Below are 17,512 nucleotides of genomic sequence, written 5' to 3'. Positions count from 1 at the left end.
TCGGTACGAAAACTTGGGGGACCGCCCGGTCGCTAGCCATCAAAATCGGAACCGAGCTCAGGGGTTTCGATCCATCGCGTCCGGGGCCGTGTCATCCGGCTGGGCGCTGGGGGCATCGCTTAACCTCCCCCGGCGAAGTCTTTGGTTTGCCGTTTTGCGTTGGCGTTGCTCGTCGGTTAGCTTCGGCCTACCCGTCCATCTGATCACCGGGGTCGGATGGGTTCCGTCGGGATAGCGCGGCGGCGCCGAGCCGCCCAGCGTTACCGCGGCACCCAGGTCCGGCCCGGCCGTCCACAGTGATTCACCCTCGGAGCCCAGCAGGTCCCAGTGTCCGGTGCCCAGCCCGTTTTCGAACCGCGGCAGCAACGTGCCGTCCCCGGTGACCGTGACCTGGGTGGCGTGCACACGCTTGTCCTTGGTTTGAACCACATCGTCGGTTGTTGTCCACACCCATGTGCGCAGCGCTCGGGCGAACCGCTGCGCGAACGTCAATTCACCCGGCTCAAGTTCTCGGTTGGCGGCGCATCCCAGCAGCGCGATTGTCAGTCCCGGGACGAAACGCGGGTCTTGTCGCACCTCGTCGGCGAAGGCTTCGGGTGTCACCTTCCGGCCATCGGGCAACACCGCCAGTCCGTCGGGTGTCACGTGCACGCCGACGGGCTGGGTGCCCGGCAGGTCGGGTGCCGACCGCTCGGCCTGTGCGATCGTCTCAGCGGAATCACCGGGCCCGGCGAACAGCAGCGGTTGCGGTCGTGGCGGGTGGGTCACCTCGATGGGCGGGTCGACCGGCCACGGCCGGCTTCCGTCCTGAGCGGTCCTGGCCCCTCCCTCATCTATAGCTCGCCTGGAGTCGCCGTCCCGCGCCAAGCCCAGCCGGTAATTCCGCAAAGACTGCTCCATTTCCAGCATCCCCCCCAGCTTCGACGCGATCTTGTACACCTGCTCCAGGGGCCAACTTCCCTGCTCCGCCGCCGCCTTCGCAAGTGCGAACTGGGCCCGCACCTTCGGAAGGGAATCCGCGGGCAACGCAGCCAAATGCCCGTCCAGAAGCCCGACCAACCTCTTCAACTCAACAACCACGTCCCCCGTAATCTCGTCTAACTGCCGTTGCAGCTCCTCCCGCTCGTCCCGCATAGCCTCATCCAACGTCGGCAACTCCTGCCCCCACTGCAGAACAAAATCCCGATCCTGCAACGCAAACCAATCCTGCCGAGACTTAATCCCCTTCAGCGACGCCCGCACCTGCGCAACCCAGTCCGCCAGCGACGCCCGCGCCTGCTCATCCGACGCCGCCTTCTCGCGGGCCCCACTCTCCGTCATCTGTGCTGCATCCGGCACGCTCGCAGCAACACGCCCACCGACGGACGCCACATCAGACGATCCCGAGTCCTCCTCGATCGCCCAAAGCTCCGCTTCCTTTCTGCGGATTACCGGAATTTCCTCCTTCCGCAGGTCGTCTAACACTCCCTGCAGATCCTCGATACACCGAAGCTCCTCCTGTCGAGCCCGCTCGAGCTCCTCCTGTCGAGTCTTATCGGACCATGGCAACGCCGCCAGCCGAGCCTCAACTTCCGCCAGCCGAGCCTCAGCTTCCCCCAGCAACTTCTCCGCCTCGTCAATCAGCTTGTCCCGCTCCCTCTTGAGCCTAGTCATTTCCCGATTGTTCCGCTGTTGATCCTCTCGCTGGGCATCGCCGAGCCCCGCCCGGTAACGTTTGTCGTATTCCCTCGCCCTCTCGCGCTCTTTCTCTCGCTGGGCAGCGCTTAACCTCCCCCGGCGAAGTCTCTGGTTTTCCGTTTTGGTTTCCTTCCTTCTCTGTTCGCGTTCCTCCTCGGTCTGTGCCGCTGACGCCCGAGCCGCCTCTTCATCTCTAAGTATTTGCGCACTCGTCTCCTTCCGCAGGTCGTCCAACACCCCCTGCAGATCTCCAATACGCCCAAGCACCGCCTGCCGAGCCCCATCCCCCACCGGCAACGCCGCCAGCCGAGCCTGAGCGGCTCCCAGCAACACCTCCGCCCCCAGAACCAGCTCATCCCTCTCCCTCAGGAGCACTGTTCTGTCCCGCCGTACCTGAGCCTTTTTCTCCCTAAAGCTGGGATCCGCGGCATAACGTTGTCTCTCTGTCGCCGAGTATTTTTCCTTCTGTTCCGCAGTCTTCACGTACGAGCGCTTGCCGTTTCTCCCTGTCCATCTGATCACCGGGGTTGGGTGGGTTCCCTCGGGATAGCGCGGCGGGGCGGTGCCGTCCGGTGTGACCGCGGCAGCCAGGTCCGGTCCGGCCGTCCGCAGTGGTTGGCCTTCGGGGTCTAGCAGGTCCCAGTGGCCGGTGCCCTGCCCGTTTTTGAACTGCGGCAGCAACGTGCCGTCCCCGGCGACGGTGACCTGGGTGGCGTGCACACGCTTGTCCGTGGTTTGAACCACATCGTCGGTTGTTGTCCACACCCATGTGCGCAGTGCTCGTGCGAATCGCTGCGCGAACGTGGGTTGGCCCGGCTCTGGTGGTCGGTTGGCGGCGCATCCCAGCAGTGCGATTGTCAGTCCCGGGACGAAACGCGGGTGTTGTCGTACCTCGTCGGCGAAGGCTTCGGGTGTCACCTTCCGGTCATCGGGCAGCACCGCGAGTCCGTCGGGTGTCACGTGCACGCCGACGGGCTGGATGTCCGCCGGCAGGTGGGGTGCCGACCGTGCGGCCTGTGCGATCGTCGCGGGGGAATCCTCGGGGCCGGCGAACAGCAGGGGTTGCGGTCGTGGTGTGGGGGTCACCTCGGTGGGGGGGTCGACCGGTCGTGGCCGGCTGCCGTCGGCGCGGTGCAGCATCCATTTCGGGCCCCGGCCCCGGTTGACCCGTGCCAGCACGTCCGCGCCGGTATGGTCGCGCAGGGTGGTGACCTCGGTGTTGGGGATGATGGTGTCGTCGTGCCCGAGGACCAGCAGTGGTTTGCTGCCCTCTGGGCGGGCGGCGGCGTGATACGGCGAGCGGGTCCAGGTGGTGTAGTCGGCGGTGTCGGTGGCCCCGTGGATGGCCAGAGCTACCGGCGCGCTGCGTGCGCCCCAGCGGAAGTCGGATCGTGGCGCGGTTCCCGCTTGTGCCGGGGTGCCGGTACTGGCCAGTGCTGCGACGAGATCCGCGCCGGGAAGCCGGCGGGTGCCGCCCGCGGCCGACAGCAGGTGCCAGTGCCCGGCGGTGGCGGAGCGGACCTCGCCGCCGAGTATCGCTTCGGCGCGTTCGCTCCATGTCGGCGCCCCGCCGCGAACGAAAGACAAGTTGCCGGTGACCACTCGGCCGTCGGCGGCATGCCAGACCTCGTGATCGGCCGCGATCACGTCGACACCGAGGGTGTCGCGCAGCCGGGCCGCATCAGCGAGGTCGAAAGATCCGTCGGTTCCCACCAGCACGATCGGCCGTCTGGCCCAGCCCGGGAGCTGCTCGATCCGCGCGGCCAGTTCGGGCACGGTGAGGGTGCCGCCGGAGGCGGTCAGCCCGACCACCAGGTGGCCACGGATCTTGGGCAGCAGCCCGGCTGCGTGCTCATCGCCGGTGTGGGGTGTCCAGACCGCGGGCAGCGCGGCCGGGCCCAGGGCCGCGGCCGGGGCCGGTGCGGTAGCGGGTGTGGTCGGCTTGGGTGGGGGTCCGGGCAGGTTCTTCGCCGCGGCCTGTGTGGATTCCACCGCGAAGTACCCGCCGTTGGTGATGGTCACCTCGACCTCGGCCGTTTTTCCCGGCAGGGCAGCAGAAAAGACGCGACGCTTGGTCAGGCCGGTGATCGTGTAGACCGCCTCGGCAGCCCGGTAGACGTGGTAGAGGCCTCTCCTCTCGGTGGTGACCTCCCGGGTAGTGCCGCCGGTGAATTTCTGGACGCGCGGGTCCGACCAGGTGGCCGATAGCCCGACCGAGGGATCAAGCGTGCTGGTCTCGCCGGGAAAGAGCATGTCCCCGGTGAGCTTGCCGTGTTCACCACTGGCCCCGGGTCCGCCGCTATCGACCGTGGCCTGCCCGATCACAGCCGCGCTGGTCTTGCCGCCTTCGGACTGGACGAGCTCCTGCTCGGTTTTCTGTTCCTGGGTCAGCTCGCCGGTCGCGGTGAAAGAGTCGACGTACTCGATCCCGGTGAACCGCAGGCGCACCGCGAGACCGTGCTCGTCGTCCCAGACCATCCCGGTCTCGACCATGGCGGGGAAGACCACCGGGTCGGCCAGCAGGTCCGGCATCATCGCGGTCAAGCCTTCTTCCCCGCCGAGTTGCCACAGCATCTGCGCCGGCAGGGTGGCCGGGCGGACCCAGCCGTTGCCGGCGGGCGCCCGCATCGACCCCTCCGAGGTCTGCGGGTCGGCGTCATCGGCTGGTTCGGGTGCGGGATGCGCCAGCACCGCGGCCAGCCACGGGAACAACCGCTCGCTTCCGGGCAGTGCCAGCGGGATCACGTCCACCCCCCGCAGATCCTGCGGCAGTGGCCCCAGCCGCTGCGCACCTCCGGCGGGCACCAGCCGGCCGCCGATACGCACCGGGCGGGGGAGCGGCGGCGTGGTCGTGGTCAGGCCCCCCGGGATGATGTAGCGGGCCGTGCCCTCGCTGGTGAACCCCCGCTGGAGCGGGGTCCGGGTGTCCTCCCGCATCGCCGCCCACATTTCGATACCCTGCCTCGGCTTGTTCAGCAGCAGGGTGTTCAGCATCGCGTTCGGGGTCCACGTCCGGTACATCTCCACCTGGAACCACGTCGGCCAGGTGTAGGAGTAAGAGATCGCCTCGGTCCCCAGCACCCGCGACTTGAACGTATCGCTTTCGGAGTCGCGTTGGATCCGTGACGATTCGTTGTCGTAGCCCACCTGGGGGTGCGCGCCCCCCCGGCGCAGGTTCCCGCGGCCCTTACCGGCCACGAGCACGCTCGCGCCGCCGCCGACGGCCCGCGACCGGGCCACGGTGTGCACCCGTTTCTCGGAATGCAAAAACGACGTGTCGGACTTGGTGTCCTTATCCGGGGTGGCCACAGCGTCCGGCGCGTACCGTGCGCGGATGACGAACTCGATCGTCTCGGTGCCGCCCCGATACGGCCGGGCCGCCAGCAACGGCACCCCGGACGTCGCTTCCTGCCCGAACCGGGCAGCCAAGGCGTTCACCGACGCCAGTGTGTCCACCGACCCCGCGATCCCGGTCGGTACCTCCAGCCAGCGACCCGACCGGAAACCGGGAGCATGCTCGGAGATCATGCTCTTGATCAGCGGAGCGACCTCGTGTGCGTTGGAGATCTCGGTAACGAGGGTCGGGCCCAGCGCGGCACCGGAGAACACGAACTCCGGCGGATACCGCACCTCGGTCACCGGTGCCGGTTTCGGCTCCACCCCCGCGGGCAACTCAAGGTGCCGGGTCCGCGGGGGCCGTCCCTGCGCTGCCGGTTCCCGGACCGGGTGGGTGCGCAGCCGCTGCGCGACGATGTCGGACAGCAGGAACTCCACACCACCACCGACCACGACCGTCTCGGTACTCCCGGCAGCCCCGGACTCCCCGTAGCTGGTGATCTCGAACACCCCATGCGCCCGGTACAGATGCGTGGCCCCGGTCGTCCGGCCGACCCGCCGGCGTTGGGTGCCACGACCGAACGTGGCTCCTTCCTCCTCACCGAACCTGCCCCGCCCGGTCAACGACGGAGCCACATAGGCCCGGCTCGATTTACCCCCGAACAACATCCACGCCGAACCACGCAAACGCCCCTCGAAACCTCTGCCCCTCATCTCCTGACCGTCCAGCTTCAGCCCGCCCTCGGTACCCACTTCCAGATTCAGCTTTTTCGCGGCCGTCCCCACCGGATGAACATCGAACAGCCGCAACCGCACCCGGCTCCCCGCGATCACCACCCCACCCGGCGACACCAACTGGTCGAATTGCGCTTCCAGCGAATCCGGCGAGTTCTCACCAGCCGTGGTCAAGTCCTGCCGCTGCCCACCCGCACGGTCCTCCAGGATCGCTTCGATAGGCTCACCCAACACCGTGGACGGCGTCGCCACACCCTGCGGCATCACGAACTCCACATGCACCTGGAACGGGTTACCGTCCTGGTCGTCGTAGTCGAAGTCCCTGATGACCGTACCCAGATTCCTCAGATCACCCTGCTCGGTGATGGGTGCCAACGGCTCCGGAACCAGCACCCGCGTCCAGCCATCGACCGTGGAACCACTGACCGTCGTGGCACTGCTGGACGCCGAGGCACCACCAAAACTCCCCACACTGTCCGAGTCACTGCCCGCCGTCACGGTATCCCCGGACAACGTGTCAAGCTCGATACCACCGCTATCAGCCTCATCAGACCGCCTCCCCCACCCCCCCAACAGCCCCAGTCCCCGGTACCACGACCCCGACTGCCCGGCCTGCGACCCCTGCTGCCCGGCCTGCGACGGCTCCGGCTGCCCGGCCTGCGGCTCCGGCTGCCCGGTCTGAGACGGCTCCGGCTGCCCGGTCTCGGCAGGGATGGTCTTCGTCGACACGGAAATCGACCAGGTCACCCGCCGGTCGAAGGTGACCGCGGGCCCCACGAACCTCGCGCGCCGGTGGACCTTGTGACTTTGCCCGACAGTGCCGGTATAGCTGTGCGAGAACTGGACCGACCCGGTGGCGAGGAAACCCAGGGTGCGCCAGAAATCCTTGCGTTTGGTGCCGACCGTGGCACCCGACTCGACACCGATCCGCTGCTTCGTGCCCGCTTTCGCCTTGCCCTCGCCACGGATCGCGTTCCTCGCGGTGACATCCACATTGGCCTTCTCCACCCGACCGGTCCCGACCAGCGCACCCAGTCGCGGCCTGACCTCGATCGTCACCAACCGGTCACCGACCCGGATCGTCTCGGTCGCCCCACGCAACTCGCCACTGAACTCCCGGAACAACCCCGGCGCACCGAAAGCCGAGGACAACAAGCTCTCCACGACCGACCGCAGGTCATGGTCCAGCGACGCCAGCTCCTCACCCACCGACTCCCGCAGCAACCGCCGCACTTCCGGAAGCACCCGCTCGATCCCCGGCGCCCGATCCACCACACCACCACCGGTGCTCTTACCCGCCGCCAGCATGTCGGGCTGCCGGCGCCCACCCACCGGAATCGTGATCTCCGGACGCTTACCGTAATCAGCCAAGATCGACAAGGCGAGCTGCTCGGCCCTGTCGTTTCCCAGCCGGGCATCCCCTCCCCCGGCTTCAGCTTCGGTTACGGCTTCGGCTTCGGTTACGGCTTCGGTTACGGCTTCGGTTACGGCTTCGGTTACGGCTTCGGTTACGGCTTCGGTTTCGGTTTCGGCCGGCGTGCGGGTGACCTCTGGACGCACACGATCCACCAGGTCACGGAAGTTCTGGCTCTGCCGCAGCCTCTCCGGAACCGCGGGGGGTTCGTGCGGCCCGTCGTGCTCCTCGGCGACCCGCAGAGCGGAGTGTGCCGCGGAAATCTCCTCCAGCCGCGCGAATTCCTCCACCGGCATCCACAAAAACACCTTCTCCGCCACGGTATCCGAGCCTTCCAGCGCCGGATCCGTGGAATACCGCTGCACCCGCATGTCCAGCGTCGCCTCCACCAGAACGGAATCGCCCTCGATGCTCGCGACGGTCTTCTTCCCGGAACTCGTGCCCACCACCTGCGTCAGCGTCTCACCTGATTCCGCCGCACCGGACACCGTGAACGGTGTGATCACCGTATACGCGCCGAGACCGCGTCGTTGCTCCTTCAGTTCGGTGACCAGTGCAGGCCCCACACTCGCCGAGGCTTCAGCACTCGCCGACTGTGCCACGCTCGTGTCGGACTTCGTGTCACCGCCGGCGATCTGCCGCAGGTTCACATCCGGCACAACACGGTCATCGACCCGCCGCACCGACCGCAGTGCCGCGGACACCTCCAACGACAACGTGTTCAGCGTCGCACCCGGCAACCGCAACGGGCTCGACCGGTAACCACCACCGGTGATCTCCCCGAACTTCACGATCGCGGCGTCTTCCGCCAACTCACGCGACACCGCATCACGGACTTCCACACCCACCTTCGGCAATGGCAACCCGGCCAGAACCCGCTGACGGATCCGCCGCACCGCCGCGGCTTGCGGCACCACGAACACCTCATGCAAGGCGGAAGCGGGCACAGGCAGCACCGGCCCACCCGGGCCCGGGTTGATGGTCGCCGGTGGCACATCCTCCCCGTAAAAACGCACCAATGCCACATCACGGATCACGTCGCTGCGGTACGTCCGCGGCGGCTCCTCCCCCACCCGCACATCGATCACGAAACGACCATCGACGACGAAATGCCGCTCCGGAACCTGGATACTATGCCGCTCCGCGGGCCGGCTGTTGATCCCGCGGGAAAACTCGGTCGTCGACACCAGGTTGCGTTGCTCGTTGGTCCCCCACGACGGCCGCACCGACGGATGCAACAGCCAGCTACGAGCCACCCCTTCGGTCGCCGCACCCAGCATGTTCGGGATACCAGCGGGCAGACTGTACTGCGGGCCCCCTTCCCGCGTGATAGTCCGGCTCGCATCGGCCGAGCGAATACCCCACTCCGTGAAACCCTCACCCTTGGGCACCTGCACCGGCGTCGCCGCGGTCCGTTCGAACTTCACATGCAGCTCACGGGAATCGACCTCGACCCGGATACCTTCATCGGCAAGACGCCGCAGCGTGTCCCCGATCTTGGCCTCGGAGAACAACTCCTCGACCACCGCCCGGGCGCCCTCGCGCACACCGACCGGCAACGCCGCAAGAACCTGCTCCGGATCGATCTCGCCGGGCCTCCAGATCTTCCCGCTGCCCATCGCACCATCGCCCGTATACGACGGCAGATCGACCTGCCGGACCGTCACATCCGCGCGATCCGCCGCGATACGGGCCTGAGCCACCGCCTTGGTGGCCGTCCTGGCCGCGTCCACAGTGAAACCACGCTCGGATTCCACCCGGGCAACCGCCACAGCGATATGCTCACCCGCTTCCCGATCCGCCCTGGCCAGCCGATCAACCCGCTCCTGCACAGCGGTCAGCGCCGCTTCAGCGGTCTTCACCCGCGCTGCCGCGGCAGCGTGCTGGGCACGCAACTTCTCCCGCACAACCCCCTGGTCCTCGTCCTCGTTTCCCAGCAACTTCACCCGCTCCCGGGCCACCCTCTCCTCCGCCTGCTTCTGAACCAGGTCCTTTTGTGCCGCACCAAGATCCTGCGCTGCCGCCTTGAGTTCGGCACGCACTTCGCCCTGCCGCTGCGTGGCCGCCGTCAACTCTTGCTGCGCGGCCGTCCACTTCCCGGCTTGCCGCGCAGCACGCTCGACACTCGCCGCGGCCGAGGTAGTGACATCCGTCGCCGCCTTGACCAACACGTCGGTCTCGGCGGAACCGGCCGCCGTGACAGTCGTGGCCGGCTCCTCCGGCACCGGCGCATCCACCATGCTGTAAACCTGGGTGAGCCGGTCATCAGCCGCCGTGATCGCACTGCGAGCCTGAACCACCTTCGCGGTCTGACCGGACTCCCGCAGCCACGCCAGATCCGGCTGCGGCCCCGTCCGGAACCGCGCCGTCTCCGCACGCAAATGCACCCAGCGAGGACTCAACCCGCGCCGGCCCGGCGGCAAGGAAACATCAGACGGGGACTGCCCCGGTGGCCAAGCCTCCGGCCGGGTCGTAACCCACGGGACCTCCTCCGTTAAGTCAGGACGCAACGTGAAGTACTCATCCAAATACCAGCCACCGACCATGGATGAAAACCCCTTGGTATCCGGACCGAACCACACAAGGCCCCGCGTCCAGATCACCTCAACACCCGACGCCCCATCCAGCGCCGTCGCGAACTCCTCCGAGACCTCACAGGCATACAACCGGATCTTCCTCTTCCCGCGCAGCCCCCCTTGAATCAAACTAGCCAACCGCTGAGCATCCACACTCTTGCCGCCGAGAAGCACTCCACCGTGCCCATCACCTTTCGCCACCACCGCCAACACGCCATCCTCAACCGGCAAAGCACGCGCTACAGCAACGAGATCCTCCCCCAAATCCGACGGCGACACCATAATCCCCGCCGGAATCTCCTCAACACCCGCACCCAACACCTGCCCAGACACAGACGAAGGAAACCGCTCCGGCACCTCTGACCGTTGCTCATCGGAATCGCGAACGTTGTAATCCTCATCGAACTCCGACTGCATGTCCTCATCGGTCTCCGCCCGCGCATCGTCAGCGGACGGCGTCGGCATGTCCCCATCCTGCTCCGGACTCGCGACCGTACTGCCGGCCGTTATCGCTGCCGAAATTTCGGCCAGCTCCCCCCACAACGCGTCGACAGACTTCTCGCGTTCACTCGGTGGCAAATCAGGAGACACCGTGCTCAAGTAATCGGCCATCACGTTCACGAATTCCGGATTGGAATTCAGGGGCCACCCCAACTTCCTGGACGCGTCCTCCAAGAAACGGAGCTCGGATTCATCACCCAGCTTCTTCAACCGCGATGCGGCCGCACCGCTCAATCCCCCCAGATTCTTCAACGTCACAGCGCGAGGGTCAACAGTCGCGGCAACAACAGCCCGCCCACCAGCAGACGAAGCGCCTTCCCCACCAGACGATCCCGCAACGCGCCCCTGATCCTCCCCCAAATCCGACGGCGACACCATAATCCCCGCCGGAATCTCCTCAACACCCGCACCCAACACCTGCCCAGACACCCCACTGTCATGAGGCGCCGACACAACCGGCGGCAACGGAACATCAAAGGGGGGCTGTTCTGGTGGCGAATCGCCCCTCCGGGTCGAATTCCAGGTGCCATTGAATCCCGGAACCATCATGAGTAGATCATCCAAGTACCAACCGGAATCCGTAGCGGCAAACCCATTGACCTCAAAATCGAACACATTGTCGGGCGTCCAAATCACCTCAATACCCAACGCCCTATCCAACGCCTGCACGAACGCTTCCGAGACCCCCCGGGCATACAGCCGGATCGACCTCTTCCCGCTTGCTCTGCCCCGAATCAATCTAGCCAACTGCTGGGCATCCGCACTCTTGCCGCCGAGAAGCACTCCACCGAGCCCATCACCTTCCACCACCACCGCCAACACGCCATCCTCAACCTGCAAATCACGCGCTACAACACGAACATCCTCCCCCAAATCCGACGGCGACACCATAATCCCCGCCGGAATCTCCTCTTGCAACTGAAAATTCCGCAAATACTCCTCGAACGCCGTCCGCATCGCATCCAGCTTCGGCCCGATCCGCTGCAATTCCTCTTGAGTCCAACCCTCCTGCTGCACCGCATCCCTCACCGCCGCGACCCCGGCACGCACATCCGGAGGGAAATCCGCCGGCAACGCCGTCAAATGCTCCTCTACACGCCCCACCAACCCCGCCCGCTGAGCCATAAGCTTCCTCTTCTTGCGGGCCCTAGATTTCCTCATTGCCCTCTGGTGCTGCTCCTTGTTCGCAATCGTGGCCAACTCCTTCCGCACCCCCTCGATAATCGCATCCCACTCCGCCCTCTGATCCGTATCCGGCACCGTCAACTCCGTGAACGGCGCCCCCTCTTCTGCGGCATGCTGTGCCTGCTCTTCCGCAGTCCTGCTGGTCCGGCTTGGTCTTGGTGTGCCCGCCCACCTGAACACCGGGGCCGAGTGTGCTCCTTCCGTATGACTCGGCACAGCCCAGTCGTTGACCGCCGCCCGCAACTCCGAACCACGCGCCTCCACCTCCCTGCCGCGCAGCTCCGGCAACGCCTTCCACGCCGCCTGCCGAGCGTTGACCGCCGCCCGCAACTCCGAACCACGCGCCACCTCGCTGCCGCGATAACGGAGGGACCAATAGCCGGTTCCCTTGCCATTGTCAAACACCGGAAACATAAGACCATCCTGCGTCGCAGCCGTTTCCGTAGCGTGAATCGCAGCATCAGCGGTCTGCCACACGTCGGCCTCGGTGGCCCACATCCACTCCACACCAGACGCGTCCTCGAACAGTTTCGCAAACGAGTCCCCTCCTCCCGGCGGCTGCCGCAACGCACCACAAGCCAAAAACGCCACCGGCACACCCGGCACAAAACGCTCGTCCCTCAGCACCCGCGCTGCGAAGGCCTCAGGCGTTTCAAACACGCCATCCGCCGACTCCGCCCACCCATCCGGCGTCACATGCACACCCACCACCTGCACACCCCGCAAACCGCTGGCCAACTCCACCGCCCGCGCAACCAACCCGAGATCATCATTTTCGCCCCCGAACACAACCGGCTCCAGACGCAACCACCGCTCGAACTTCCGCATCCACCCCAGGTTCGAGGCAATCAAGCTCAGCTCCTCCGGGTCCAGTTCCCCTTCTGCGCCATCGCCCTCGCTTGCACGACCCCGGCACGCACATCCGGACGGAAACCCGCCGACAACACCGACAAATGCCCTTCCAACCGCTCAACCAACCCCACGAACTCAACAACCCCAGGCGAGCTGACAACCTCGGCCAACCACCGCTCGACCTTCCGCATCCCCGCCAGCCTCCGATCCTCCGGTGTCCAGCTCCCCTGCTGCGCCATCGCCCTCGCTTGCACGACCATGGCACGCACATCCAGAAGGACATCCGCCGGCAACACCGACAAATGCCCCTCCACACGCTCGACCAACCCCCCCAACTCAACAACCCCAGACGACCTAACAACCTCATCCAACCACCGCTCGCGCTCCCGCATCCGCTCCAGTTGCGAATTAATCAAGAGCAGCTCCTCCGGGGTCCAGTTCCCCTTTTGCGCCATCGCCTTCGCTTGTGCGACCCCGGCACGCACATCCGGACGGAAACCCGCCGGCAACTTCGACAAATGCCCCTCCAAACGCCCAACCAACCCCACGAACTCAACAACCCCAGGCGAGCTGACAACCTCGGCCAACCACCGCTCGACCTTCCGCATCCCCGCCAGCCTCCGATCCTCCGGTGTCCAGCTCCCCTGCTGCGCCATCGCCCTCGCTTGCGCGACCATGGCACGCACATCCGGACGGAAACCCGCCGGCAACTTCGACAAATGCCCCTCCAAACGCCCAACCAACCCCACCAACTCAACAACCCCAGGCGACCTAACAACCTCACTCAACCACCGCTCGAGCTCCCGTATCCCCGCCAGCTTCGAATCAATCCGGGGCGGATCCCCCCGGGTCCAGCTCCCCTTCTTCGCCATCGCCCACGCTTTCTCAACCTGGTCATGCAAATCCGGACGGAAATCCTCCGGGAACAACGACAAATGCCCCTCCACACGCCCAACCAACCCCACCAACTCAACAACCCCAGCCGGCGCCTCCCGATCCGCACCCTCATTTCCCCTGGCCGTTGCGCCGCTCCCCATATCGTCGTTCTCAATCGCGGCCAACTCCGCCTCCACGGCCGCGATACTCCCCTCCACCTTCTCCCACTCTGTCCCCGGAACCGCACCCGACTCCTCCAACTTCGCCCGCTGAGTCATGAGCGTCGCCAGCAACGTATTCGCCTTCATGCGGGCCTTATTCTTCTTCTCTATTTCCGCATTCTTTACCTTCCGCTCCGCCTCCAGTTTCGCAATCGCGGGCAACTTTGCTTGCACCTCCGCGATACGCCCCGGCAACTCCTCCAACTCCTCCAACTCCTCCCCCGAGTCTCGTTACGCGCCGTCAACGCCTCCAACTCCGCCTGCCGAGCCATGAGCTCCCTCAGCGACTGACTCTCCTGCGCCCACTCATCCTGGTAGCGTTTGTTGCTTCTAGTGTTGCGTGCGTTCCGCTGGTTGCGCGTTCGCTCGTGTTTCTGCAGCACCTCCTGCGAGGCCGCTTCATCCTCGAGCAACGCCTCCCACTTACTCCGGGACTTCTTAAGGGACTCCGGCAACCTAACCGGATTCGCCTCCAGAACCGCCGTAAACCCCGGCAACTCCTCCAACTTAGTTCGGCCAGCCCGAGCCGCCGCCAGCAACTCCTCCGCATCCGCAACCTTCCGCTTCTTCCTTTCCTCGTAGCTTTTCTGATAACCTGCACGCTTTGCCCTCCTGGCCGTCCGGTCGTCCGCGATCTTCTTCAGCTCCGCCTGCGCATCCTGTACCTCCCGCTGCAGCTCCCCCCATTGCCTCGGCTCAGTCGCATCCGGCTCCTGCGACGCCGCCAACGAAGCCTGACCAGAGTTAGCCCGCTCCACAAACGCCTCCAACTCCGCAACCCGCGCAGCCTCCTTCTTCTCCTCCTCCTTGTTGCGAGCCCTCCTCGCCCTCTCTTTTTCATTCCTTTCCTCGTTTTTCGCAGGCCTGATGGTCCGGCTTCGTCCTCGTGTGCCCGCCCACTTGTATACCGGGGCCGGGGGTGCTCCTTCCGGATGACGCGGCACGGCCGAGTCGTTGACCGCCGTCCGCAACTCCGAACCACGCGCATCCACCTGCCTGCCGCGATAACGGTGGAAGTCGTTGACCGCCGTCCGCAACTCCGAACCAAGCGCACCTACCTCCGTGCCGCGATTACGCAGGGACCAATAGCCGGTTCCCTTGTTATTGTCAAACACCGGAAATATACGACCATCCTGCGTCACAACCGTTTCCGTAGCGTGAATCAAACCATCAGCGGTCTGCCACACGTCGGCCTCGGTCGCCAACATCAACTCCACACCAGACGCGTCCTCGAACCGTTTCGCAAACGAGCCCTCTCCTCCCGGCGGCTGCCGCAACGCACCACAACCCAAAAACGCCACCGGCACACCCGGCACAAAACGCTCGTCCCCCAGCACCCGCTCCGCGAAGTCCTCAGGTGTTTCAGACACGCCAGCCGCCAACTCCGCCTGCCCATCATCCGGCGTCACATGCACACCCACCACCTGCACACCCCGCAAACCGCTAGCCAACTTCACCACGTCGGGATGAACTCCGAACACAACCGGCTCCAGACGCAACCACCGCTCGAGCTTCCGCATCCGCCCCAGGTTCGAGGCAATCAAGCTCAGCTCCTCGGGGGTCCAGTTCCCCTTCTTCGCCATCGCCTTCGCTTGCACGACCCCGGCACGCACATCCGGACGGAAACCCGCCGACAACACCGACAAATGCCCTTCCAACCGCTCAACCAACCCCACGAACTCAACAACCCCAGGCGAGCTGACAACCTCGGCCAACCACTGCTCGCCCTTCCGCATCCCCGCCAGCTTCGAATCAATCCAGGCCCGGTCCTTCGGGGTCCAGCTTCCCTGCCGCGCCATCGCCTTCGCTTTCACAACACCGGCACGCACATCCAGAAGGACATCCGCCGGCACCATCGACAAATGCCCCTCCACACGCCCGACCAACCCCTCCAACTCAACAACCCCAGGCGACCTGACAACCTCACCCAACCACCGCTCGAGATCCCGCATCCGCTCCAGTTGCGAATCAATCCAGGCCCGATCCTCCGGGGTCCAGCTCCCCTGCTCCGCCATCGCCCACGCTTCCTCAACGTGGCCATGCAAATCCGGACGGAAACCCGTCGGCAACACCGACAAATGCCCCTCAACACGCCCAACCAACCCCACCAACTCAACAACCCCAGCCGGCGGCTCCCGATCCGCACCCCCGTTTCCCCTGGCCGTTGCGCCGCTGCCCGTATCGTCGTTCTCAATCGCGGCCAACTCCGCCTCCACGGCCTCGATACTCCCCTGCACCTTCTCCCACTCTTCCCCGTGAACGTCAACCGACTCCACCAACTTCGCCCGCTGAGTCCTGAGCGTCGCCAGCGACGTATTCGCCTTCTTGCGGGCCCTATGCTTCTTCACCTTTTCCGCATTATTTGCCTTCCGCTCCGCCTCCAGTTTCGCAATAGCGGACAACTTCGCTTGCACCTCCGCGATACGCCCCGGCAACCCCGCCAACTCCGCCAACTCCTCCCCCCGAGTCTCATCACGCGCCGTCAACGTCTCCAACTGCGCCTGCCGAGCCATGAGCTCCCTCAGCGACTTACTCTCCTGCGCCCACTCATCCTTATAGCGGTCCCTGAACTTACGCTTTCGTACGGCAACCTGGTCGCGCATCCGCTCATGGTCGTGCAGCACCTCCAACGCCGCCGCTTCCTCCCGCTGCAACGCCTCCCACTGACGCCGGGGCTCCTTATAGAAGTCCGGCAACGTAGCCGGATCCGCCTGCAGAACCTCCGTAAACCCCGGCAACTCCTCCAACTTAGCTCGGCCAGCCTCAGCCGCCGCCAGCGACGCCCGCGCATCCGCCTGCCCCCTCTTTTTGCGGGCCCTTTGCTTCCTCATTCTTTCCGCATTCTTTTCCTTCCGGTCCTGCTCCTCGTTCGCAATCGTGGCCAACTCATTCCGCACCTCCTCGATACTCGCATCCCACTCCTCCAACTCCGCCCTCTGATCCGTATCCAGCACCGTCAACTCCGCCAACACCGCCAACGGCGCCCTCTGAACCATAAGCTGTTCCAGCAACTCGACCAGCTCATTCGTTTCCCTCTTCGTGCGTCCGTACTTCCTCTTGTGCGATGCCAGATTCCTTGCCTTCCGGTCCGCCTCCTTTTGCTCCACCGCGGCCACATTCGCCTGCACCTCGGCGATACGCCCCGGCAACGCATTCCACTCCTCCGCCTGCTCCGCATCCAGCCCCGGCAACGCCTTTAATTCCGCCTGCCGAGTCGTGAGCTGCTCCAGCAACGCCCGCCCATCCGCGACCAGGGCAGCCTGCTTCTCCTTGTCGCGAGCCCACCTCGTCCTCCCTCTTGCATTCCCTTCCTCGTTTTCCGCAGTCCTGCTGCGGCTGGGTCCTGGTGTGCCCGCCCACTTGAATACCGGGGCCGGGGGTGCTCCTTCCGGATGACGCGGCACGGGCGTGTCGTTGACCGCCGTCCGCAACTCCGAACCACGCGCCTCCACCTGCCTGCCGCGATCACGGTGGAAGTCGTTGACCGCCGTCCGCAACTCCGAACCAAGCGCACCTACCTCCCTGCCGCGATTACGGAGGGACCAATAGCCGGTTCCCTTGTTATTGTCAAACACCGGAAATATACGACCATCCTGCGTCACAGCCGTTTCCGTAGCGTGAATCAAACCATCATCGGTATGCCACACGTCGGCCTCGGTCGCCAGCATCAACTTCACACCAGACGCGTCCTCGAACCGTTTCGCAAACGAGTCCTCTCCTCCCGGCGGCTGCCGCAACGCACCACAACCCAAAAACGCCACCGGCACACCCGGCACAAAACGCTCGTCACTGAGCACCCGCGCCGCGAAGTCCTCAGGTGTTTCCAACACGTCATCCGCCGACTGCGCCTGCCCATCCGGCGTCACATGCACACCCACCACCTGCACACCCCGCAAACCGCTGGCCAGCTTCACCACGCCGGGATCAACTCCGAACACAACCGGCTCCAGACGCAACCACCGCTCGAGCTTCCGCATCCGCCCCAGGTTCGAGGCAATCAAGCTCAGCTCCTCGGGGGTCCAGTTCCCCTTCTTCGCCATCGCCTTCGCTTGCACGACCCCGGCACGCACATCCGGACGGAAATCCGCCGGCAACACCGACAAATGCCCCTCCAACCGCTCAACCAGCCCCACGAACTC

Annotated in this window: 3 protein-coding genes; all 3 read right to left on the bottom strand. The window is 65.4% G+C overall.

All coding sequences use genetic code 11. The features are described from left to right. Positions 1–57: 57 nt before the first annotated feature. Positions 58–10,203 (bottom strand): hypothetical protein, encoded by a 10,146-nt coding sequence (locus FDZ84_RS26475; protein ID WP_168588082.1) that lies wholly within the window; start codon positions 10,201–10,203, stop codon positions 58–60. Positions 10,204–12,278: 2,075 nt separating this feature from the next. Then, a complete protein-coding gene (locus tag FDZ84_RS26470) occupies positions 12,279–13,460 on the bottom strand; it encodes a hypothetical protein (protein WP_210435120.1) in 1,182 nt (393 codons plus the stop codon). 35 nt (positions 13,461–13,495) lie between these two features. After that, positions 13,496–17,239 carry a hypothetical protein gene (locus FDZ84_RS26465; RefSeq protein ID WP_168588080.1) on the bottom strand — a complete coding sequence of 1,248 codons (3,744 nt, stop codon included), beginning with the start codon at positions 17,237–17,239 and terminating at the stop codon, positions 13,496–13,498. Positions 17,240–17,512: the final 273 nt, after the last annotated feature.

The organism is Saccharopolyspora sp. ASAGF58, assembly GCF_012277335.1.
Classification (GTDB): domain Bacteria; phylum Actinomycetota; class Actinomycetes; order Mycobacteriales; family Pseudonocardiaceae; genus Saccharopolyspora; species Saccharopolyspora hattusasensis.
The sequence above is the reverse complement of the archived record's forward strand: the minus strand, read 5'-3'. Positions and strand labels throughout refer to the sequence as shown.